Here is a 23,160-nt window from a genome sequence, read left to right as displayed (position 1 = left end):
ATCGTTCCCTGATGTCGGGCGAAACGGCGGGCCGCAGAAAAGCGCGACGGGCCGAATGACCAATGCGCGCCGTGTCAAAACAGCGCCGGCAACAGGCGAACGGCTTCGGCCGCTCTAGATCCCACGGGCAGAGGCGATCACGGTCCAGAGGGCCATTGATCTGTTCAGGTACGACTACAACGTAAGCGAAGACACACTCAGGCGGCTGGTGATCAAGCACCGTCTTCACAACCAGACAATGCCCGGTGCTCCGTGGAGAATAAGCGCTCCCGGTTTGGCTATGGCGCTCGCCGGCGATGATGACGCGCTTGCGCGGTTGAGGCGGGACGATCGCGAGCATCCGGACGTAACCCGGTATTTCAAGCGGCTCGGCATCCCGCGACCCTGACCTGTTATCAAAAGTTATGGTCGCGGCGACTGTCTAGAATAGACATTAAGTAGATGTCGCGGCCCGACAGGGCTCCACACAAGAGCGAACCGTTGCTGCCTTGCGCATCGCCCTCTAGGCCGCCGGCGTCGAGTTCATCCCGGAGAACGGCAGCCGCGCCGGCGTGAGGCTCCGCAAACCTTAGGCCGTAGACTCGTTACTGCGCAGCCACACACCTGCTTTTCGCCATCGGACGAAGCGGTTGCAACAGGTGGTGCACGGGCCATAGCGCTGAGGCAGGTCGCGCCATGGAGCACCGGAGCGCAGCACCCAGAAGATGCCGTTCAGCACGCGCCGATCATCAACACGTGGCACACCTCTTGGCTTGTTGGGTAGACGCTTTATTCCATTGCTGACCATTGTCCAAAAGCGCTGTTAACCAAATTTTCTCACCCGCCAATGCTTATTCGCGCGACTGAAGGGGTGAGGTGATCGATGTGTGATTCAAACATAAGCGCGTTTCCGCTGCATCGGCGGCGGAAGTTGGTCGAAGGGATCGCCCGGGTCCTGGAATCCAAGAACGGGAAGGACGCGAACGCCTTCTGGCGCAACACCGCCAAGGCAATTCTCGTTCAACTGTCCGAATCAGGAATTGCACCCGGGGTCGCCGAACAGGAAGTTGGAACGCTTCTTCATGCTGTCTTGGGCGATATCGCCACCCGCAGTGCTGCGAAACTTGCACAATAGCATCGGCTCACGATGAAGGATTGCCGCATAGAGACGCCCCGGGCTCCACAAGCGTAGCACCACTGCATCCGTCAAACGCAGGTTTCTCACTGCGGATGAAAAGATAGGCGCGTTCGTCGAAATCATGCGCGCGAATGTGCTCTCGGGCGAGATACGGCTCCGCCTCGCCTGTCCGGCAGTCATCGACCAAATCGAGGTAGGCGATGCGGAAACCCGCATTCACGGAAGGCCGACGGACCTTTTCCACGAGCTGAACCCGCAAAACCAATGAGCCGCCGTTGAGTTCCAGACTGCCTTTTTATGCGACTTTCGAAGCACGAAGCATGAACATCGAGTATGGTTCGCGTCATTCTCGCACTGAGATGCCTATAAGGGTCCGAGGTCTTTCCGCCCGGTTCTGTCTTGATGACACCGCTGTGTGTAAAAGGAGAACCTGGTATCACTTGCGCGGCCTGAATGTTCATCTAGTGGTAGGATACGGCGCAAGGGGCAACGGCGGCTAATGTCTATCCGTGTAAATATCGCTAACCAGGTACGGCAGACCACCGTACTGCAGTGGCGCCCATTGCTGCCATTGTTCGAAGCAGTCATGAACTCGTTTCAGGCAATCAAGGAAGCGAAACTGCCGACGGGTACGCCCGGACGCATGACGGTCGAGGTCGTTCGCGACGGCCGTCAACTCGACCTGGAAGTTCCGCCGATCAGCGGGTTCAAAGTCATTGATAACGGCATCGGTCTCGACGATGCCAACTACGACTCTTTTAATACTGCGTTCTCGCCACACAAACTGAGCCGAGGCGGCAAGGGCTTGGGTCGCTTCACCTGGCTCAAGGCCTTTGCATTTGCGCGCATCGAAAGCACGTTCAAGGATGACGACGGCGCATTGCTCACTCGAGCTTTCACCTTTGACGAGAACTACGATGTAGACGACCTGCGCGGCCTCCCCAAATCTGTCACGCGACATGCGACAGGCACAACAATCGAGCTTGTGGAACTAAGGCCGGAATATCACGGGCAGTGCCCCCGCACCTCGGAAGTGCTTATCCAGAAACTCATCGAACACTTCATCCTTGTACTGATGGACGAGGAGTGTCCGGCGGCTCAGGTTAACGACCTTGGGCTCAAGCATAACCTCAAAGAAATTTTTGAAAGAGACTATAAGGCCACGGCTTCGGCTTATCCCTTCGAAGTCGGTGGATACTCATTCACTTTACATGGTTTCCGACTTCCCACCTCACGGGCGACCAAGCACAAGCTTGTCTACGCTGCGGATCAACGGTCAGTCCTCAGCGACCGCCTAGCAGACCATCTTCCAAATCTGACATCCCGGCTTGAGGACTACGACGGCAAGGCGTTTTTCTACCTTGGCATCGTCCAGAGCCCTTACCTCACCGAACACGTCAACACCAATCGTACCGATTTCGAGTTCGGCAATCCTGATGATGCCGAGCTTGAACTTCCCCTCTCGGATCACAAGCTCATTCCAAAAACGGATATACGCGCTTCGGCACTAGCGTTCGTGGAGGACGATCTGAAGGATGTCATCGAGACCATCAACTCTGTCAAGCTCGATAGGATTCGTCGGTACGTGCAAGAAGAGGCGCCACAATATCGGATGCTTCTCAAGCACGCCGGCAGCTTCTTAAACAAAATCACTCCGACACCGTCTCGGTCTGAGATGGAAGGCATACTCCACCGGGAACTGTTCTTGCGGGAGACTGAACTCAAGAAAGACAGCACTCGCATCATTCGCGAGGCGAGCAAGATCACCGATTACGAGTCATACCACAAGGAGTTCACCGAATTCCTGGACCGGTACAATGAGCTTGGAGTGTCAGCCTTAGCCCAGTACGTTCAGCACAGACGGATCATCCTTGATTTCCTCGAACGCGCAGTCAAGTTGCCTGAGGACAAGAAGAACTACCCGCTCGAAAAGGTCGTGCATCAGCTCGTATTTCCAATGCAGCATAGCTCTGAAGATATCCCCTCCAGCGAGCAGAATCTCTGGATGATCGACGAGCGCCTCACATTCCATTCGTTCATTTCGTCCGATAAGCGAAACAACGCGCTGTCAGTCGTAGATTCGAAGGATAAGCAGAGAGGCGACATCGTCATCTTTGATGAAAAAATTATTTTCAGCGGTGAGCGGCCCGACGACGAGCATCCGCTGAACTCAATCATTGTGATTGAGTTCAAGCAACCGGGGCGCAACAAGTATGCGGGTGATGAGAACCCCGTTCTTCAGGCCGCAAAAGTGATCAACGCGATCCGCGGCGGTAAGTACCTACATAAGGGTCGAGCGATCCCAATCGCGAACGCAGATATTCCGGCCACGATTTTCGTGGTGGCAGACTTAACGCCAAAACTCAGGCAAGTTCTCACTGACTTCAATGCCACAATGACGCCGGACAAGCAGGGATTCTACGGCTATCACGCCAATCACAGGGTCTACTACGAGGTTATGGACTACACGAAGATGCTCAGCGACGCCAAAAAGCGTAATCGTATTTTCTTCGACAAGCTCAATCTAGTCGATAATCGATAGAGCCATGACGGGTTCAATCGCCCGTTCTGACGATGCATCTTCAGCCGGCACATCGGCTTCAGTCGAGTTCACGCGCGAAGCTGCCAATGGGTACCGAAATGTCCTATGTTCATGTGCAATAGCTGACAAAATTGGCCAGCGTGCACGCCGTAATTGTCAGCTCAAAACCACGTCGATAAAGCCCTTTCCTTCCCTAATCCGCTCGAAGTCAGTGCGTAATGGCTGAGCTTTATCCAGCCATTCCCTCTCATAGGTCTCAAAGTCCGCGGGATCCTTCGGTTTGAAGTGTTCGAGATCAGGCTTGTAAATTCGGGTATCGCCAACCCGCCGAGCAATTTCCGTCATTAACAGGCCGCGCGGAATCGTGCGGTATTTCCCTCGTTCGGTCGACACGACCGCTGTCGCTTTCGACTGCTGGCCGGCCGCCGGTACCGGCAGGATTGCATCCAGGATCGCAGTCGCTTCGCTGGGCTTTCCTTTGCCCATGTCCCAGGGTGTGCTGTTTTCACTGCCATGATGGCCGATCTTGAGGAAGTCGACTGTTTTGCCGAGCAGATCTCGGCGCTCGTTCCACATCACGTTCCATGAGCCATTCATCTTGCCCTCTTTGAAGTCGCCGTGCCATTCGGCGTCCCCGATAAACAGCAGGCGCTTCTTGTTCCATTCGATCAGCAGAACGATGCTGGAATTGTTTTTCAAAGTGCCATCCAGTTCCGCGAATGCCAAAGCGTTCGACTGCATGCGGGCACGAAGGGCGCGAAAAGAGGCCGGGCTGATATTGCGGGGCAAAGGCGGCTCTTGCGCTTTTGCAGTGGCATCAAACTCTTTTTCCGCGTCGAACGCGGCCGCTCCCAGCACGCCCTTCAATGTTCGCTGAGCGGTCGCGCCGAGATAATAACGATCGAAATCAGCCTCCGGGCCAAGGATGTTGATTTTCGCTTTATGGAGTTCAATGCCATGTGTTTCGTTGGTTTCGCCGGCATGCACATAGGTCGGCTCTCCGCCATCGAGCAGCGTCTTGCGCAAGGTCTGCATGGCGCCTTTGTTGTCAATCTGGAAAACTGACAAGAGCTCGCTTGCGCGAGGGCTCAGACTCGGCCCAAGCGCGGCAAGCCCCCGCATGGCCTGCTCAGCGACCCCTCTAATTTTTCGGGTCTTTCCCGCCTGCGGATGTTTGGGATCCATGGCGCAGTTCATCCAAACCGCGCCGACCTTCATGTTCTCGAATAGCTTGGGATCGAAGCCCGCTATGTGATCCTTGTGCTCGTGCGTGACAACGACAAGATCGAGCCGCTTTTTTCCGTCCTGTGCGTCTGGCAACTCGCTCTCGAGCTGTTTCATCGCTGCGGCAAGAAGCTTCCCTTCGCTCCAGGTGCCGCAGTCGATCAGCATATGGAATGCATCTTCCTTCTTGTCGGTTTTGCCGGGGATGCGAACATAGATGCAGTCGCCCAGACCGACATCATAAAGGCGGATCAGGAGCTCATTTGCCATCTAAGCGCTCCCAGGCTGGAATCATCGGCATCGTAAACATGAAAGTGCGGCGAGAGCTCAAACCGAACTGAGCCGTCAACTTCGCGCGCGATCAGTGGCGGTGTAAGGCTTCCAACAAGACCTTCGGGGCCGGCAAGTTCTTCACCAACCATCCCCTCCTCGATGCGTCTGGCAAGTGCATCGAGATACTCCTGCCTGCGCTGCTTGCCAGCCTCGAGTTCAGCCAAGGCCACCTGCTCGGTGCCAAAGAGTTTTTTGCGCGATTTTATCTTCTCCATCGCCACGCTTGCGGTGGCAAAGGGTTCGCTGCCTGGCTTGCGCGCCCAATAAAGCAGGCTGCCATTGACGTCGAAGACCATCGTCCCGCCACAGAGCAGGCTGGTCGTCTTGCCACTAAAGGAGCCAAACTGCGTGCCCGCTAACGCCAAGTTCTCGCGCCACAGATATTGGAGGATGATCTGTTTGGGCTGGAAGAGGCCTGGACCGACCATCTTCTCGGAGGTGAAGACCTCATCGACCATGATGTCGACATGGTCGGGAATGAAGAGCTTGTCGCGGTTGTCATCGAGATAGCGATAGGCCGCTGCACGCGAACTCCCGATAAGCTCCGGGTCGTGCGAAATTGTTCCTGGCATCCGATCGTACAAGGGCGCGCGCACCAGTAGGTCGGTTCTCTCCTCTGCGGTCATGATCTCGCGGTGGACGAAAATGTCCGCGATCATCTCGCGATAGTTGGTGGGATCAGTTGGGTTTGCGATCGCGAGGTTGCGCAAGACAGCGCGCGCGTAGTCGTTGAACGTAACCTCGACTGGCGGCAAAAGATCAAGCGCCTGGATGGCAATTATCTGCATCTGAGCGACCGCATATTGTAGCGATTGAGCCGGAGTGTGTGTCTCCCCGTCGCTGCGCTCTCGTTTGAGATATTGCTCGGTCAAGGCAACGAAGATGTCGAACATCGCTCCGGTCATCACCTCCGAGAGCGCGTGAGGTTCGATCTCATCCTTGTATTCGCCCAGAAAATGCTCGTTACCCGCACTACGAAGGTATGGTTGTCCTGACACGGCGTTGCCGAACTCTGTGGCGACAGATGCGATGAGTTCGTCACCGGATTTCGTCTTCAAGTGGCCCTTGGTCCTGGCCGCAAGCTCCTTACGGAACGAATTGTTCCGCAGCGTCATCAAGATTGCGGTCAAGTCCCCCAGGAATTCGTGAAAGGCACCTGTCTGTGGTGAGACCGCTTCCAGAAGATAAGGCCGAATGCCATCCAGCAGTGCATGACCAAACTCGTGATTGACGATATCGCTGGACAAGCAGGTGTGAATACGCTGACCGTTGTCGTCGTCAAAATAGTAGAACTGGAGCGATTTGCTCTGGCGATCATAATAGGCATTTGCGCCGTAACCGGCATTTGGCGTGACCAGAAGCCGATTGCCTTCGAACGCCCAAGAGATGCGCCGGCCGAGGCCGCTTGGGCTCTCGAAGAAATCAAGTGTGCTTTGCAGAATTGCCCAAGTGCTGACCTGGCGGAAGTGAGCGGTTTCTTTTAACGCTCGATCGATCCTACGCCCCTTCGGATCGAGAAAAACCTTCTCGCCGACGCTCCATTTGGCCGGTTCTTCCAACGTATTTCTGGTGCTGTCGTAATCGACAATAGCGAACCTCGCACTTGTGGGGCCGTCGCCAATGCGTGGCTCCCAAGGCACATAAAAATCGTCATCGATTTCCAGGCCGGGATTATTCTTCGCGACAAGGGGGTCCTTGTAATATGTGTCGAAGCGGACCTTGAGGCCGAGCTTCTTCTGCGTCACCCCATCCAGGAACCGTCGAGAGGCGTAGACGTCTCGCGTCTCAGCAGGTGACAGGGCCACCGCGACAGCCTTTTCACCCTTCTTAACGGGACTGCTCTTTTTCGCCATCTGCATCCCCCTGCAATCGTGAACTTGGAGACGTTACGACTCTCTACCCTAACTGCCGGCTTCTTTTGCCAGGCGATCTTTCATAAGGTCACCATAAGGCTCAACATCGAACGCCGTTGGAAAATTCTCTGGCTTATATCCCAAGATGGCTGCCTTCCGATCCAGAACCGACTGATGAACAAACGGCCGCGGCTCCTGTTTCTCGATCATGCGAGGCTCGGCCTGCGGAAGATAGAAACCGAGGGCGGATTTTCGCTTCCATTCACGCAATTTGACCGATTTTGGAATCCACTCGAGCGGCTTCCAGCCCCACGTCACTGAATCGTGCACGGCCCCAAGTGGATTCGGGCCCACGAAGTTCATCTTCCCCTCGCCCTCCCCTGTTCCGAAGACGAGGCGCTCCCGCATCCGAGAGTTGATCTGCAGTCCAAACGCCGTGGCTTCATCAATCATCCAGTCGAGCGGAAACTTAGAGATAGCGCCGTCCTCTTCAGGATAGCCACCACCAACATCCGAATGACACCCGGCGAACCAGACTTGCCTGATATCTTGCTCTTTTGCTGGCGCAGTTTTGTCGAAAGGATCTTCGACAAACGGCTGTGGTTCGACCCACCGGTTCAGCCGGAACATGCGACGATGCTCATCGATCGCAATCGCGTGGCGAAAGACCTCGACGCTCGGGTTGGTCCTTGTATGTGGCAGTGTCTGGAGCTGGGGCAGAAGTCGGTCCCTTCGCGGCACGATGACCGACGCAACCGTATCCCAGACACCAAGAAATTTGATACGAGCGTCTCGGGCTCCAGAGACTTTGGAGAAGTGCCAGGCGACGTTTAGGTCGTTCTCGTCGCTGGCCTGCTTATAGGAGCTTACAGCATATCGAACGATGTTAAGCTGATCCGGCTGCAGCAGGCCGATCATGTGGATCAGGCCCCCAACGGCGCGGACTGTGTAGGCACCGCGGCTGAAGCCAAAGAGGAAAATTGCGTCCCCTTCGACGTAGTGCCGGCAGATGAATGCGTAGGCGCCCGCGATTTCAGCGTCGAGCCCATATCCCGTGGCCAGTTCAAACACCGATTTGGTGTTTTGCCGCCAACGGGCCCATGCGTTGCTGGCGCCGATCGTGCCTACGCCAGCGTCGTAATAGACGCGCTGTTCCTCATTCTTCTTCAGGATGCGGAACAGTTTCAAAACGTTCGAGAGATTGCGCTCGATCTGGTTGCCCGTACCGTCGCAGCAGACGACAATGTTTTTCCCCACCTTGTTTTACGCTCCCGCACTGATGTATCTAGACTAAACTGGACGACTTCGAACTTCTTTCATCTAGCACGGTTTTTCGAGTCGGGCCCTCCCCGAAGCAGTCTAAACTCCGTTTGGGGCTCGCATTTCCTGCGAATACAGGCCTCAGGTCGGAAGCATATCGCGAATAGAAGTGCGATAATTGTTGCGCTCCTTTAGAATTCTGTAATCCGAATCACTGCGTGCAAGTTATTTCCTGGACAGCAACACCGGCATGAACATCCAAAAGGCGATCTCTAGCCTCCTCAATCCATCGAAGTTAGGCGCGCATGTCGCCTGCGCCGTCGCGCACGACGCGCCATGCGAGGGCGACGGGCCACGGACTGCACTACTTCATGTGCGTTTCAACGAAGACGAGCCGCAGATCGATGCCCTTGCGGAGTTTCTGTGGGGCCAGTGCATGTACTATGCCCTGCCGCGAAAGCGGCGGCTCGAGTACACGGCGGCGATCGAGAAGGATTTCACATTGATCGCCCGGGTGCATCAGGCCGTGCGGGACGTCTTCATCACCTTCAACGCCACCAGCCCGTCGCGCGCTAGCGAACTGGGCGAGGTGCTCGCCTATTGCGTCGTTCAGCATCATCTTTCAGCGGCACAGGTCGCGGCAAAGATGGCGCTCAAAACCTCCGCTAATATGCCGGTCCACGGCCTAGACGGGATCCACGCAACTTTTGAAGGCGACGCCCTGACAATCTTTTTCCTGGAATCGAAGCTCGCCGGGAGCGCCAACGCCGGCCTTAAGGACTATGCCAAATCCGCCGCGGGATTTCTCGCCAACCGGAAACAGTACCTTCGCGAATATGAGTTAGTATCGGACCTTGGGCATTTGGACTCTCTGGAGGGCGCGGCCCGAGAAGCGGCGCTCGATTTCTTCGACATCGTCGGCAAACCCGATCTACCGAGACGCGAACGTTCTGTCGGAGTGATCTGCTATTCCGAACGCCGGTTCAATGCCAAATTGCCCGTCTCCGATGGTCCCGTGGACGCGCACGAGGAGCATTTCGCGGGCCTCTACCGAACAGATCACAAACGGCATCGCAGCGCGGCGAATAAGCATATCAAGGCGTCAGGAGCTGACACCGCGAAGACCCTTTTGTTCCTTGTGGCGGTTCCGGACGTCAATGTGCTTCGCAAAGCCTTTTACCGGGCGATGGGAGTGGAGCCTCCTCACGAAGATATTCCAGCCGCGTCTGAAGATGAGGAGGAGAACGCACCCGGGTCGGCGGAGGATCTCGACGTCGTCGCGCCGGTCGAGAGCACCGACGCATGACCTTCGCCCTGGACCTTTCCCGTCGGCTTGAGACCCACCAGGCCTTCCGATCCGACTTCGACCGTCTTCAGGCGGAAGCCGCCTTTGCCACACTTCCCCACACGATAGAGTCGCGCCGTGGCGGGATGGATCGGCAGGATGTACTACGCCTGATGTACTGCGCCGGGGTGTTCGCCCAGACCGACGACGAGACCCTGCGGGCGCTTGCCCAGGCGATCTCGTTGGGCGCCCTTCTTATCGGTCGCGACGACATTCCAGTGGACGCCAGCCTTCGCCTTTTGACCGATCTAGGCAATTTCCCCGCCCTAACGTACGCGGAAGCCCGGCATGAGCCAGTCGCCACAATTCGGCAGGCCCTACGGGCGGCGATCTCACGCGAGGTAAATGGCATCGACGTCGGCAGCGAGCGAATTGCCCTTACCGATTTCCAGAAACGTGCTTGGGATCGGCTTGGCCAGGATACGGCGCTGGCTATTTCCGCGCCGACATCGGCCGGTAAGTCCTTTCTAGTCATCGAGCACCTTTGCAGGACCGCAGAACGGTCCGCCATCTTCCGGGCGGTCTATGTCGCGCCCACACGTGCGCTTCTCTCGGAAGTCTATGCCTCGATCCAGCGCCGGCTAAACGATGAAGTCGGCATTCGCGTTTCGACGGTGCCAACGATCGACCCTGCGGCCCCCGAGCGTCAAATATTCGTTCTGACCCAGGAAAGATTGCAAGTTCTGCTGGCGGTCTCAACTATAGATTTCGACTTGGTGATCGTCGATGAGGCGCAGAATTTTTCGGACGGCGCCCGGGGAATGATCCTGCAGGAATGCCTCGAACAGGCAATTGCCCGACGGGCTGACACTCGTCTGGTCCTGTTGGCGCCGGGTGCGGAAGGTTTCGAAACCGTCGCCGATTCCATCGGCCTGAAGGGACTGAAAGCATCTGTTTCGCTTCTGCCGTCCGTCATACAGAACCGCATCCTCGTGAGCCGGGCGGCCGAGCCGAGGACCCTCAGTCTGCGACTCCTAACCGCTCTTGGCTCGACATCGTTAGGCGTGGTTCAGAGCCATCGAGGGTTTGACCACCCCGCCAGCCGTCTCGCAGCGGTCGCGCTGGAGCTCGGACGCACAGGCGGTTCTCTGGTGTATGCGACGGGACCCAAGGACGCCGAAACAGTCGCACTACAGCTACACCAAGATTGCCGAGATAGCGGCGATAAGGTGCTCGAAGATTTGGCGCAGTTCATTGAAAAGCACATCCATCCCCGATATGCTCTCGCCGCCTTGGTCCGGCGTGGCGTAGCCTTTCACTACGGTAAGATGCCCACGCTGCTGCGGGAGTCTATTGAGAGTGCCTTCAAGTCCGGCGCGCTGAAATTCCTTGCTTGTACCACGACCCTTTTTCAAGGCGTAAACCTTCCCGCCCGCAACGTTTTCATCGACACGCCTACGCGGGGGACTAACTCGCGGCTGGATCCGGCAGCTCTATGGAATTTTGCGGGACGCGCAGGTCGGATGAAGGCCGACATCGTTGGAAATGTTTTTCTCGTTGACTACGACGAGTGGCCGGATAAGCCGATGAACAGCTTCGTCGGCTACCGGATCGAACCTGCATTCGGAAAGGCCGCCGCCGACCATGGATCCGCCATACTACAAGCTCTGGCCGGCGAACTGCCAAGGATGGTACCTGGCGATGAGGTGGCGGGGAAGGTTCGCGCCGCTGCGGGCCTGCTCATAGCAAGAGCCGCCAGAGGCGACGTGGCTCTTTTTGCGTCACGATCCCTGTCCTCGTTCGCGGCAAAAGATCGCGACGCCCTAGTCGTCGCGGCCCAAGCTGCGAGCGATGGGATCGGCCTGCCCGCGACGCTGCTGTCCACAAACTGGACCGTAGATCCTTTCGGGTTGAAACGCCTGTTCAATGAATTGGTCAGCAAGATCGTAGCCGGCGAAATCGACGGATTGATCCCAGTCAACCCGCACGACTATCTACCGGCGCGTAAAGCGTATGAGTCGATTTTCATGCGTGCACAGAGGCTGGTGAATCTGTCCGCCAGCAGGTTCCCCGCATTGGTCGCCGGCGTCGCGGTCAAATGGATGCAGGGCACGCCCTACCCCGTTCTTCTTGCCGACGCTATCCGGCGCGAAGAGCGAACCCTTGCGAAAAAGATCAAGGCCTATGAGGATGAAATTGCATCGAATGCGAAGTCACGCAAACGTCGGCCGAAACCGATCGACATCAATGATGTGATCCGTAAGGAGTTCGACCTCATTGAGGACGTCATCCGCTTCCGGTATGTGCAACTCGGAAAAGCCTACATTGATGTCCTGGCCTTGGCATTGCGGCACTGCGGATTCGAAGCGCGGATCAAAGAAATCTTTGACTTCTCACTGGCGCTTGAGCTCGGTGTATGTACGAGGTCTGGTTGGTCTTTCATGGAACTTGGACTTTCGCGGATCGCTGCCGCTGCGCTTGAGCCTCATTTCCCAAACTCCGATTTGAGCGTCCAGCACGCGCGGGACTGGTTGCGCAAACTAGACGTGACTCAACTCCAAATCAGTTCGGTGATCGTCGACGAGATGCTCAGCTTGGGGCTGATAGAATTGGAGAATTTCGCTTAGGCAGCCTTATTTGGCCAAAGGCCTTGTCAGCCCCTCATCCAACTTGCCTGGCGGTCTCATTGCAGAGGCCAGAAACGGGCGCATCGGAATTCGACGCTTACCGCCACCGGGGCCTGTCTGGGCCACCCGTCAAGAAGTGCCGGGGCGGCTCCTGTGCCTATGAGGGAAGGTGTGGGCTTAAGGCTTAAGGTTGGCAGTCACCCGGGGAATGATGCGATTCATACGGGCCAGTATGGCAAGCGCGTCAAGCATGGCGGTATGCTCGGATACGTATTTGATGGCAACTTCGCTTCGGCATTCGCTGCGATCACGGCTGCAATCGGAACGCGTCTCGCGGACCTAGACATGGATGCGCCGGGCGAGATGAAGCAATCTTCCAATCGGCCGTATGACAGCAATTGCCGAGAGACCTATCACAGGAGAGGTGAACTGCGCCCGTTGATCTTACACCACCAAGTCGTTCCAGTCGGACGGTAGAGAAGCGCCACGCTCCGACCTCGCCGTTGCGGCCGTCAGAAGCCGAAGTGTTCGCTCGATCTCCGATCGCCGGGTGGCACGTGAGCTAACTGATCTGGTCAGCCGTCGCGGGAAGCCGGACATGATCGAAAAGGGAACTGTTTGGATCAAGCTGGCAATACCTCTGCAAATTCCCCACCGCAGAACCCGACATGGGCTGCAAGTGCTCGGAGCAGAACGGGCCGCCAGTGATTGAGGTGAAACTCTCGGCTCTCCACATCTGCCTGTGCAAGAAGATAGCTGCGGACACCCTCAGCGCCAGCACTATCAAACAGGATTCTAACTGCGGTCGCCTGACTGGTCAGATAGATATTGATCTCCCGCGCATAGCGTTCGTTGAGTTTCAGGCGCTGCAAGACAAATGAGAGGCGCGAGCTAACTAGCGCTTCGATTGGAGCGGCTGGATCAATGTCAAACGTAGCAACCAGGCCGCCCCCTTCAATTGTGACGCCGGCTCGCAAGAATGACGTATCCGGAACCGCTTCGAAATAGGGGTGAAAGAACTGCTGGGCAGGCTCTAGGGCAGCCGATTTGCTCTTCGACTGATTACACTCTTGGCAAAGGGGCACCAAATTGCGAGGATAAACAGCCAACGGATGGTAATCTGACCGCGGAAGATGGTGATCCAGTTGGCGCGGCGGTGCAATTCCACATATCGGGCACAGCTCAATTCCTGCCATTAGCGACGCTCGAACCGACGCTAACTTGCCACCCGCTTGGGTGAAGTCATACCCGCTATAGATCGCGTCGCGAAACTGCTGAAGAAGCGCGCCGCCCTTTAGGATTTCCGCGGGGCCCCCCAAACCCGCGTCATAAGCGTCGTAGATGGCAATCACGCTGTCGATCTCAGCTTGGGTCGCAGCATAGCCTTTCGCAATACCGGCGTGAACGTAGGTCTCGATAGCGCGCACGAGGTAGGCTTGCGCCTCCTCGCGAGAAGGACATGGCAGGGTTCTCACTGGCGAGCCTTCCGGGCGAGGCCCGCAAGCACGTATGCGAGCGCCTGCCCGCTAAGGCCCGGCCGAAAATGCTGGTTCACGTCCTCGATTGTATTGTGTGCCTGAATGAGTAGATCAAGAATCCCATGAAAGTCTGTCGCGGCAGAAGTCAGACCGAAGGTATCGTGGGTTAAGGTTCCCACGTTCTCGCCGAATGTCTCTCGTGGCGGGATAAAGACCTCAAATTCCGATCCGATCCGCCTTATGACCCTCACGTGCAGTGCCAACGTCTCCTGGAGGATCACCGGTGAATGCGTTGCCACGATTGCGAACGCGTTCTTTTCTTCCAGTACCAATCTCAAGGCGTGCATGACCGCTGCAATGAGCGGGGGATGAAGGTGTGTCTCAGGCTCGTCGAAGAGCACGAGGGATTTTCTCGTCGTATGTGCCACCAGCGAGGCGATCGCATGCATCGTGATTTTGTGGCCTGTGCTCCATCCGAGAAAGCTTGAACGGGGATTGGCACCAAGCAGAGCCTGTCGATCCGTCCCGGCAACATCGGCAAACGAGGCGTCGGCGAGCACCAGCGCAAGAGCAGCATCGAACAGCGCATCATCTCCATGCTCCGCGATCTGCCCGATTAGGCGAACAAACTCGTCAGCGAGCTGCTCGAGCGACTTCAGTTTCGTACTCGATCGTCGATCCTCGATGTCCAGGACAGTTCTTTCATCCACGTCCGTCGGCTTGGCCCGTGCGGATGACAATTGCTCTCGCACTTCGGCAACGACGTCGCGAAGGCCGGCGTAGACGTAGCGACCGCCTCCCCTCTCCATGTCCGATGCGATCTGCTCGAGCTCAGTCTCATACAACCCGGGCACGGAGAAGTTCTCGAACGCGCTGTACGAAACCGCGATAATGCGCATGAAGCCAATTGACGGTGGATCGAACACGCCGACGGCGGTCAACTGAGGCCACGTTCTGTCCGATGGCGACGCAAACGCGACCCGTGCGATGCGCGATAGGAAGGTGCTCTTGCCCGATCCGTTGCGTCCAATCAGCACCATCACTCGCCGTGGGAGCAAGACCTTGCGCTTGCTGGGGCCAAGTTCGCGTGTCGGGCCGAAATAAAACAGTGGGCTCGGCGCATCGAAATAGAGCTGGATCGGCGCCGCCCATCCGGCCGGATGGAATGTGAACGACAGATGGAGGTCTGGAACCTCGCTGGCATTGCGAGAGTGAATCTGTCTAGCATCGGAAAGGAAGCCCTCGGGTTCCGGATTGTCGCGGAACAGAGATATTCGCCAGCCTTCCTCCTGGCTGAATAGCGGCTCTAGTTGCGAGTTGGCAACGACGTCGTTCAACGAGCCCAGAATCTCATCTCGGTCCTCCCCAGCAATCTCATTGAGCCGCTGGTAATAGTCGAGTGAGCTGCCAACAGAGCCGAAGTCAGGCGGAAGGCGGTCGAATGGTTCGGTGATCAGGATGCCGTCTTGCGTGGTTTGGCCTCGCCGTAGAATCTTGACCGGCCCGATCAAAGTAGGAGGGCTTCCCTCGACCTGATAGTAGAGGTGATACAGCGTCATGAAGGAAAAATCGTTCCATCTGTCCTGCTGCAGCGCGAACTTTGTTGCAAAACTCTGCACGCCCTGGCGGCTCGGGGGCAAGACGCTAATGGCCATGGGCAGCCTCACTTGCGGGCGGTCCGCCGTGCTGGCTTAGCTGGCTCCCCCTATCCAGGAAGCCATCAAGGAGTTGTTCGCGGTTCACCATCGGATCCGACGATACGGCGCCAATAAGCCCGCACACCACCTTGCGAGCGAGTTCTCTGGCACTTCGTCTATCGTTCCCGGATCGTCCGCCATCGGCCTCCCGTGTAGGAAATCGCTCCTAAGCCCGAAAAGCTTGGAATAGGCGTTCCCAAACGAACCATCGTTGAGCAGTCCGGAAATGCGAAGCGTGGCCCGGCGCGTCGCGCCGGGATTCTTTCCTTCGATCTTTTTTCGGGCGCGTGGGTCATGGTCCAAAGGCAAGCCGAGCGCCGCCTCGATCGTTGAAATATGGGCAAGAAACTCGTCGATGGCTTCTGATTGAAATCCACGGACAAAGAAGTGCGCAACAGGACGGTCGAACAACGTCGTCCGGCGCGCCGCTACAATGTCACTCCACGCGTCGTCGGTCAGCCAGGTAATTGCGCTGTCGCTGTCATCATTTAGCGGATAGGCGACCGGCGCTTCATATTCATGCTCGTCGCCATTGACATCGAACTGCCATGCAGGCTCCCAGCTCAGGCTGTCTGGAGAAGGTGGCGGAACCCGACGAGCAAACACGTCAGAGTCGACGGTGTAGACCCAAGGAACTCTAAAACCACGCCATTCCATGTCCTTGTATTCAGCGATCTGCTCCCAGGGGATTGTGAGGAGTCCAAAAAGCGCAGCTTCGACAGATGAAGGGAGGCTAGTTTTGTGCGGTTCGATTCGTCCAAAATCCTGGCTAAGATTCACGAACAGGCCGGGCAGTGTTCTCCCGTCGGGACCCATGTCGTCGTGGGAAACCTTCTCGTCGACGACGAGCCAATTGAACTCGGAGAAGCGTTTGCTATCGAACGACCAGTTCTGGTTCGCCCGATGAAGACGCAAAACGTCGAAAAGCTCCTCAAGCTCCGTCGCCGAAAAGCACCGCACCTGATTTGGACCGAAGGAGATCGTCGGAAGGCGCGATGCCAGATCGAGCGGGCACAGGTGCAGTCGCCTCGATGCCGTGCTCCGGATGGCTTTGTCGAGGCCATCCGATATTTCGGCCGCACTCGCTGCCAACCCAGAACCCTGGCCACCGACGAGACAGGCCAAGCCGAGCTGCCGCAATGCTGAGGCAAGCGAAAGTCGCAGCATGGAGCCAGATCTAATCTGGGGGTATCGAGTTTGACATAACTCCGCAAAACGCAGAAACGCCGGAGTGTTCTGCAGGTGATTAACGTCAGTCGCCGGCGCCCGACCCAGCTGTTCCAGTTCGTGGAGAATATCGACAGGAGGGCCGACCGTGACGTTCATGATGTCTGCGGTCCCGGCGGAGCTCGATAGAGAATGATCCGTCCGGTCGGCAGAATCTGGGTAAGGAAATCAAAATCGCGGACGTTGCCGGTCAGCACGCCCGCCCCCAACTGACGCGCCTGCAGGAATACGAGGGCGTCATTTACGAAGCGGCGCTCGTGCCCCTCCCCCTTGGGCAGATTGCTCAGCCGGCAGAGCAAGCCAGCCAACACACCGGCCTGTCCCCACATCGCTGCATCCGGGTCATGAAGACGGTGGTCCGGAATGTCCTCCACCGTGGCTTTGATTGTCTCGAGGACAGCTTTTGTGGAGGCATGCTTTGGGTCGAGCCGGCCAAAGGCGTGGGTCAGCTCAGAAAGGCAGACCGCGGAATGGTGGCATCGGCGATAGGTAAGCAGCGTATCGACTTCAACCGGTGCTCGTCCTTGCAGGACATCCAGATAGACGCACGTATCCAGAAACACTGGTCCCCCGATCGCGGGTTCGTTTGCAACCCATGGGAGATCATCATCGGCCCTACGCTCCAGCGTTCCGGTGTACTTTTGCGGCTTGAGCGATCGGAGGGCCTCGGAAAGATCAAAACCCAAGATCTATGTCCGCCGGGATGCTGCCCTTGCGTCCGACCAAGCCGGCGCCAAAGTCATCTTCGAGAGCCAGGCGCGACAGCGCCAATTCCAACAGCTCCGTGTCCGAGGTGACATGAGCGCGCTTCTTGGCCGCCTCGATCAACTCCGAAGGCACTCGCCCCGAAAGACGGGTATTCTTCGCCGCGCCGAGCAGTCCGGCGGCTTTCGCTTGCTCGAGTACAAGCTTATTGCGGGTCGATGCGACCTTTGCTTCGCTTTCTGAAGCGGTCCGTGTTTGCGCGGCCATCGGAACCTCCTGTGTTCAACAGAATATAGATTGCGTTGAACGCATAAGCAAGGCTTAGTAGCCGCTGGCCTTCGGGACGTAGGCACCTGAAGCACACTTACCATAGTGATCGATTGGGGGATCGATGGATTCTATGCAAGCCGAAATTGCACGCTTCCTTGCGGAAAAAGCGGTGCGGCAAACGCGTGCGACATATCAGCAGGTGGGGGACGCCGTCGGTTGGAACCATCCGACAGGTCGCGGTCTGGGCAAGAATCTGGAGGTCGTCCTGCACGCTTTGCATGATCGCGGACTGCCGCCGCTCACGACGATTCTAGTCAAGCGCGGCGAGAGGCATCCGGAGCCTGACGCCATGGCGTATATCCGCGGAGCCTTGGGCGATATCGACATCGATGCCGCACAACGTGAGGTCTTCGCCTTCGACTGGCGATCGATTCCAGACCTGGCTCCTGACGTCGACAGACTTCCGAGCGGCCGTGATATTTGGCTGACCTCTTTTTGGGGGTTTGACCCCGCGAGTTGGGGCTGCATCGGCTTTGCCGACGAGGCCAAGCGCAACCGCTATCTGAGATTATCCACTCCCAATGCATTGGTGGCGATCTACGTCACCAAGGGCAAGGGGCCCGAGGAGATGCGGGGCAAGGTCGTGGGCCTCCTCGAGGTTTCCCACAACGCCGGCCATGCCAGTCAGTTCATCGCCGGCGACCGCTGGGCCGAGAAGGAAATGGACCCTGCCTCGAGAGGCAAATGGCTGTTCGCCGTGCAGGCAACCCGCGCATGGCGGATCGTCCAGGAGGATTGGAAACCTGTCGAGCAGTTGTTTCCAGCCGCGTATGCGAGCGCGCACGCCGAATACATCGGATCTAGTGGTGTCCAGGTTGACCCAGTTGAAGCCGAGCATCTCATGCAACTCGATGTCTATGAGGTGCCCGTCTATGGCCAAGGGAGCCGCGTCAACGGCACAATCCAGACGCTCGAGTCCGCTTTGTCGCCAAGTCGCGCGATCCCACCCGCGACCGAACCGTACTGGGTTGGCGAAACCGATGGCCCCAAGCATCTCTACATATTGGAGCTCAGCGGCGATACATCGGCCTATCTCGGGCGTTCACCCGCCGACGTTGATGGCCGCGCCATCATTAAGGTCGGTTTCTCCCGCAGCCCCGCGGCCCGTCGCGACCAGATCCAAAGTGCATACCCACAGGGGCAATTCAAGTGGGTGATAAAGTACCCTCATCCCGTCCCAGATGCCGCACCGTATTCTAACGCCAAGACGGCGATCGTAGGCGAGGATGCAATGAAGCGGCGCCTCGTGACCGAGGGGGCTGAGGTGCTGGGTGGAGAGTTCTTTCTTGCCGAAGACTGGCTCGTCCACAACACGTGGAGAGCTGGCAAATTTGCGGCAGAAAAGGCCATGGAGAGCTGACTAAGCTTCAAGTGTTGGCTTTGCCCCCAGAAATCAGCGCTGAAATTGTTCAGGTGGTCACCGTCACCGAGCCTGACCTCAAACTCACCGGGGATACCCCCCCTGTCATGACCCGCCCGAAAATAGTCGCGCACTGACCAATGAGCCAGCTGCTCGAGGTGCTCCCATTCGCGTAGCAGGTCGGTCTCGCGGTCCTCCGCAAGCTTCCCTGGCGCTCGGCTTGCCCTTAGACTTGGGCTGAGCGATCGTATGATAGTCGAAACGGGGCTGGACCTTGTGTTTGAAGATGATGGAACCGGAAGTCCACTCATCCTCGATCGTTCGGCGCCACTTGTAGCTGACACGAACCTGCATGTCCTGGGTCAGACGAAACGGAGCAATCGTCGGATCGTAGATGAAGAACAACTGGCTTTCGCGTTCCTCGACCTCCAAGCGCTGCTTCATCTGACCGAATGCAAAAGTCAGATCACTGCCGGCTTTACGAATAGAATGTAGAATTCCTTCCCGCTTCTTCGCAGATTTCGCGATCCTGTATGCCGCAAGCGCTTGATCGAAGTATCGGAGCTTGGTGGCCACGTATTCTCCGCAGTTGTAGAGCGGTAGATTGCTGAGTTTTCCGAGTTGCTCTGACCTGATGGCCTGGTCAACCAGGTCGTGAAGCGCCCCGCTGTCGATGGCTCCAATAGCCTGTTTCTCGCGGTCACTGAGATTCATCAAGCCCATCTTGTCTCCCCTCAAACACAAAATCCCGCAGCGTTCATCGGACTCGAGCTATCTGGCAGCACGGTGGAGAGACGACGATCAAACCGTTGCCGCGTCAGCTAGTGAGATCGCGTTTGCAGCGTGTTCGTCCTCGGCCCGAAGACGCTGATGGGATGTTTCCTGCGTTTCCACAAAGAAGCTCTTTCCAGAAATGCCGGCGCGATCGAAGAATGCCTGATTCCGCTCTCTGGCGTCACTGAGGAGTGTGTCCCACCCGATGAGCTCGATCGACCCTTTAAAACCCGAACGGGGCTGGTAGTAGCGCCCTCTCCCGTCGGCAGTGCGGTCCCACGAATAGGTCCAGTCGTCCATTTTGCCCACGATGTCGGCAACTATGAAGCAATAGAAAACCGTGTCCTCCTTCAGCTTTATGGGGCGCCCCTTGACGTCAAGCTTCCCCCCTTCAAGCAGCCGGCGCACATAGCGCTCGACCTGATGCTGGGGGTTCTCGTCCGCGGCATAGCTGGTTCGTCCCGGGCGCTTGAACTCAACGAGCAGCACGCGCGAGGGATCCTCGGTCTGGCGCAGGCCGTGTACGTGATCGAAAATCAGAACATCCGGCCGCTCGTCGCTGGCGACTGCATCAGAGAGATTCTGGAATTCCTCATCCGAGCTGAAATACTGGGCGAAGGTCAATCGCTCATCGATGATCCAGAGGTCGTGCGACGCCGCCGGCACTACCTTTCTGGCGCCATCGGCTAGGGTGTTGACCCGCAGAGGACAGATGAACGAGTGCAAAATGTCTTCGCGCTGATAGCTGCTGTCACGCGTATCGTCGCGGACCTTCTCCAGCAGGATCTCGATGAAATCGAGCACGACCTTTCGGCGAACGATGTACTCGGTGAGACGACAAAAGGCCCAACACCGTTTCAACCATCGAGCGCCCGCTTTCGTCGCTCTCGTGGAATTTTGCCCAGCGCGGCCAGCCGCTGGACCGCAAGGACCGGCATATCGCCACGGTGATGGCTGGCGTTCGCAACACCCACGCCTCCCCTCCCCGGCAGAAGGAAGCGATCCTGCCCGAGGATCTGATCGCCATGCTCGAGACCCTCGACCGCGGCACGCTGCGTGGTCTGCGCGACCGCGCCATGCTGCTTTTGGGTTTCGCCGGCGGCCTTCGCCGATCCGAAATCGTCGGCCTCGACATTGGTCGCGACCAGACCGAGGATTCTTCTGGCTGGATTGAGTTTTTTCCTGACAAGGGCGTGCTGGTGACCCTGCGCGGCAAAACCGGTTGGCGCGAGGTCGAGGTCGGCCGCGGCTCCTCCGACGCCACCTGCCCGGTGGTCGCGCTGCAAACCTGGCTGAAGCTGGCGCGGATCGGCCATGGCCCTTTGTTCCGAAGGGTAATAGGGCAAGACAAAAGAGTCGGCGCCGATCGGCTTAACGACCAGGAGGTCGCACGCCTGGTCAAGCGCACGGCGCTCGCAGCCGGCGTGCGTGGCGATCTGTCGGAGGGCGAACGCGGTCAAAAGTTTGCTGGCCATTCGCTGCGCGCCGGCCTCGCGTCCTCGGCCGAGGTCGACGAACGCTATGTGCAAAAGCAGCTCGGTCACGCCTCGGCCGAGATGACGCGAAAGTATCAGCGCCGGCGCGATCGTTTCCGCGTCAATCTCACCAAGGCGTCCGGGCTCTGAAAAGCCCCCCTCCCTGCCCCGTTTTGTCCGCTGGGATGAGGCGGTCAGATCTCAGGCGATAACAATACCTCATCGAGCACAGCGAGCGCTGTATCCAGACTATCGGCGGCCGACGCTTCGTAGTCAGGCATGATCATCAACTGCGTTATGGCACGGCCCACAAGAGGGCATCGCGATAAAAGTACGCCAAACAACGCTAAGGGAGAACAAACGGTGATCTGATTTCGTTCGACGCTCGTTTTCGAGAGCCGTTCTGGGTCGTTCGCAATCAACTGTGTAGGCCAGCGGAGCGAGCAAGGAGCGCCAGATCCGGACAGGGCTGAGTGGGGTGTTTTTCCGGAAGGTGGGGCCATGCCCTAAGGGACACGAGATGTAGTGGACTCGTCGATCCGCGCGGTTTCGATTCGCGCACCCCGGGCACAACGCTGGGATAAGTCCCATCAGATGCTCTCCGGTGGCCGTCATCTGTTTAGCTGACATTGGGCCGAGGGCTTCCAGCACGAGCCACATGGCGGGGGTATCGGCCGTGACCATGGTGCGCCGCCCCTGCCGTCAATGCCAGCCGCCGTCACCGAGTCGCGAAGATGAAATTCAAGGTGACAAACTGGCCGGAATACGAGGCGGGCCTTCGGCGGCGCGGCAGTCTGACGCTGTGGTTGACAGAAGAAGCCTTGGCCAGGTGGCATGCGCCGCGAAGAACGACCCGCAGCGGCCAGCCCCGCTATTCCGATCTCGCCATCGAGGCGGTCTTGACACTGGGATGCGTCTTCGGGCTTCGTCTGCGCCAGAGCGAGGGATTGGCGACCTCGCTGCTCGATCTGATGGGGCTTGATCTACCGGTTCCCGATCACACGACGCTAAGCCGCCGGGCGCAGATATGGGAACCATCGGCCAAGCGGCAGCGGCATCCCGAGGACGGTCCGCTGCATGTGCTGATCGATAGCACCGGATTTGAAAGTCTACGGCGCCGGCCAATGGCTGGAAGACAAGCACGGTGCCAGATCACGCCGGACCTGGCGCAAGCTGCATTTGGTTCTCAATGCCGACAGCGGCGAGATCATCGCCCATTGTCTGACCGACCAGGACGGCGACGATCCCTCGCAGGTGAAGCCGCTGCTCGACCGGATCGATGCAGAGATCGACCAATTCACGGCCGACGGAGCATATGATAGCGGTCCCACCTACTGCGCGGTGCTGCAACACAGCGTCACCGCAAGGATAGTCATCCCGCCACGTTCAACGGCCGTGGAGAGTGATGACACCGGACCACCCGGTCAAAGGGACGGTCACATCACGGCGATCGCCAATGATGGAAGGCTGAATTGGCAGGCGTCCACCGGCTATGGCAAGCGCGCCCTGATCGAGACCGCCGTCGGGCGCTACAAGGGGCTGATCGGACGTCGCCTGCGAGCCCGCTCCTTTTCGGCTCAGCAGACCGAGGTCGCCATCGGCTGCGCCGTTCTCAACCGCATGACGGCGTGCGCACGCCCGGAGTCCGTTCGCAGCCCGGCAAGGCCGACATAGCAGGCGGCATCAAAGAGCTGATTGTGCCTAATGCCACATTTGTGCACCAACGCCTTGTGGCGCGGGCAGCCGCAGGCACAGGCTACGCGGAAAATGAAAAGCGGGGCCAACCCATTCGCTTGCACACAGCCTGCGTTTTGCCAGCTCCTCAACCGCAACGTGCTGTCAATCTTCGTCTTGCCATGTCTTGAACGCCGAA

The 23,160-nt window shown here is 57.9% G+C and carries 16 protein-coding genes and 3 pseudogenes; 7 read left to right on the top strand and 12 right to left on the bottom strand.

Going from position 1 to position 23,160, the window contains the following annotated elements:
* Both NKH41_RS31620 and NKH41_RS31615 read right to left on the bottom strand, forming a co-directional pair.
* On the bottom strand, positions 1-340 hold a 340-nt coding region (locus NKH41_RS31620), incomplete at its 3' end, for a hypothetical protein (RefSeq protein WP_352935554.1).
* A 249-nt stretch (positions 341-589) separates the two neighbouring features.
* Positions 590-787 (bottom strand): annotated as a pseudogene (locus tag NKH41_RS31615) (transposase); the annotation flags it as partial.
* Between the two features lie 75 nt (positions 788-862).
* Here NKH41_RS31615 and NKH41_RS31610 point away from each other — a divergent pair.
* Together NKH41_RS31610 and NKH41_RS31605 are read left to right on the top strand one after the other, a co-directional pair.
* On the top strand, positions 863-1,114 hold the full coding sequence (locus NKH41_RS31610) for a DUF6074 family protein (protein ID WP_352457909.1): 252 nt from the start codon (positions 863-865) through the stop codon (positions 1,112-1,114).
* Positions 1,115-1,703: 589 nt separating this feature from the next.
* Complete coding sequence (locus tag NKH41_RS31605) at positions 1,704-3,659, top strand: hypothetical protein (protein ID WP_352935551.1); 1,956 nt, start codon at positions 1,704-1,706, stop codon at positions 3,657-3,659.
* Between the two features lie 156 nt (positions 3,660-3,815).
* Here NKH41_RS31605 and NKH41_RS31600 read toward each other — a convergent pair whose 3' ends face one another.
* Genes NKH41_RS31600 through NKH41_RS31590 form a run of 3 tightly spaced genes read right to left on the bottom strand, consistent with a single transcriptional unit; the run spans position 3,816 to position 8,326 of the window.
* Positions 3,816-5,153, bottom strand: coding sequence for a ComEC/Rec2 family competence protein (locus NKH41_RS31600; RefSeq protein ID WP_352508307.1), 1,338 nt, complete (start codon positions 5,151-5,153; stop codon positions 3,816-3,818).
* Positions 5,135-7,069 (bottom strand): gluzincin family metallopeptidase, encoded by a 1,935-nt coding sequence (locus NKH41_RS31595; protein ID WP_352619023.1) that lies wholly within the window; start codon positions 7,067-7,069, stop codon positions 5,135-5,137. The genes NKH41_RS31600 and NKH41_RS31595 overlap by 19 nt, the downstream gene beginning before the upstream one ends.
* 48 nt (positions 7,070-7,117) lie before the next feature.
* Complete coding sequence (locus tag NKH41_RS31590; RefSeq protein ID WP_352508305.1) at positions 7,118-8,326, bottom strand: T6SS phospholipase effector Tle1-like catalytic domain-containing protein; 1,209 nt, start codon at positions 8,324-8,326, stop codon at positions 7,118-7,120.
* Between the two features lie 253 nt (positions 8,327-8,579).
* On the opposite strand from NKH41_RS31590, the gene NKH41_RS31585 reads away from it, so the two are divergent.
* On the top strand, positions 8,580-9,635 hold the full coding sequence (locus NKH41_RS31585) for a HamA C-terminal domain-containing protein (protein WP_352508304.1): 1,056 nt from the start codon (positions 8,580-8,582) through the stop codon (positions 9,633-9,635).
* Positions 9,632-12,241, top strand: a complete 2,610-nt coding sequence (locus tag NKH41_RS31580; protein ID WP_352516198.1) for a DEAD/DEAH box helicase — start codon at positions 9,632-9,634, stop codon at positions 12,239-12,241. The genes NKH41_RS31585 and NKH41_RS31580 overlap by 4 nt, the downstream gene beginning before the upstream one ends.
* A 623-nt stretch (positions 12,242-12,864) precedes the next feature.
* On the opposite strand, the gene NKH41_RS31575 is transcribed toward NKH41_RS31580, so the two are convergent.
* From NKH41_RS31575 to NKH41_RS31555, 5 genes are all read right to left on the bottom strand, one after another.
* Positions 12,865-13,668, bottom strand: coding sequence for an HNH endonuclease (locus NKH41_RS31575; protein ID WP_352935546.1), 804 nt, complete (start codon positions 13,666-13,668; stop codon positions 12,865-12,867).
* 44 nt (positions 13,669-13,712) lie between these two features.
* Entirely contained in the window at positions 13,713-15,374 is a 1,662-nt protein-coding gene (locus NKH41_RS31570; protein WP_352508300.1) for an AAA family ATPase, read from the bottom strand.
* Between the two features lie 84 nt (positions 15,375-15,458).
* On the bottom strand, positions 15,459-16,742 hold the full coding sequence (locus NKH41_RS31565) for a hypothetical protein (RefSeq protein WP_352935543.1): 1,284 nt from the start codon (positions 16,740-16,742) through the stop codon (positions 15,459-15,461).
* Positions 16,739-17,329 (bottom strand): type II toxin-antitoxin system VapC family toxin, encoded by a 591-nt coding sequence (locus NKH41_RS31560; protein ID WP_352508298.1) that lies wholly within the window; start codon positions 17,327-17,329, stop codon positions 16,739-16,741. The genes NKH41_RS31565 and NKH41_RS31560 overlap by 4 nt, the downstream gene beginning before the upstream one ends.
* Positions 17,319-17,615: a hypothetical protein gene (locus NKH41_RS31555; protein WP_352508297.1), complete on the bottom strand. Its 297-nt coding sequence runs from the start codon at positions 17,613-17,615 to the stop codon at positions 17,319-17,321. Before NKH41_RS31555 ends, NKH41_RS31560 begins: the two co-directional genes overlap by 11 nt.
* A gap of 124 nt (positions 17,616-17,739) precedes the next feature.
* Here NKH41_RS31555 and NKH41_RS31550 point away from each other — a divergent pair, with 124 nt between their 5' ends.
* On the top strand, positions 17,740-19,038 hold the full coding sequence (locus tag NKH41_RS31550) for a hypothetical protein (RefSeq protein ID WP_352820202.1): 1,299 nt from the start codon (positions 17,740-17,742) through the stop codon (positions 19,036-19,038).
* A gap of 105 nt (positions 19,039-19,143) precedes the next feature.
* Here NKH41_RS31550 and NKH41_RS31545 read toward each other — a convergent pair whose 3' ends face one another.
* Both NKH41_RS31545 and NKH41_RS31540 read right to left on the bottom strand, forming a co-directional pair.
* A complete protein-coding gene (locus tag NKH41_RS31545) occupies positions 19,144-19,761 on the bottom strand; it encodes a hypothetical protein (RefSeq protein WP_352516200.1) in 618 nt (205 codons plus the stop codon).
* Between the two features lie 78 nt (positions 19,762-19,839).
* On the bottom strand, positions 19,840-20,616 hold the full coding sequence (locus tag NKH41_RS31540; protein ID WP_352820204.1) for a hypothetical protein: 777 nt from the start codon (positions 20,614-20,616) through the stop codon (positions 19,840-19,842).
* A gap of 32 nt (positions 20,617-20,648) precedes the next feature.
* Here NKH41_RS31540 and NKH41_RS31535 point away from each other — a divergent pair.
* Together NKH41_RS31535 and NKH41_RS31530 are read left to right on the top strand one after the other, a co-directional pair.
* Positions 20,649-21,437: pseudogene (locus NKH41_RS31535) on the top strand (site-specific integrase); the annotation flags it as partial.
* Positions 21,438-22,021: 584 nt separating this feature from the next.
* Positions 22,022-22,961: pseudogene (locus NKH41_RS31530) on the top strand (IS5 family transposase).
* Positions 22,962-23,160: the final 199 nt, after the last annotated feature.

The sequence above is a fragment of the Mesorhizobium sp. M1169 genome, assembly GCF_040318345.1.
In the GTDB taxonomy this organism is placed as follows: Bacteria; Pseudomonadota; Alphaproteobacteria; order Rhizobiales; family Rhizobiaceae; genus Mesorhizobium.
This window is presented reverse-complemented; position numbering and strand designations above follow the sequence as displayed.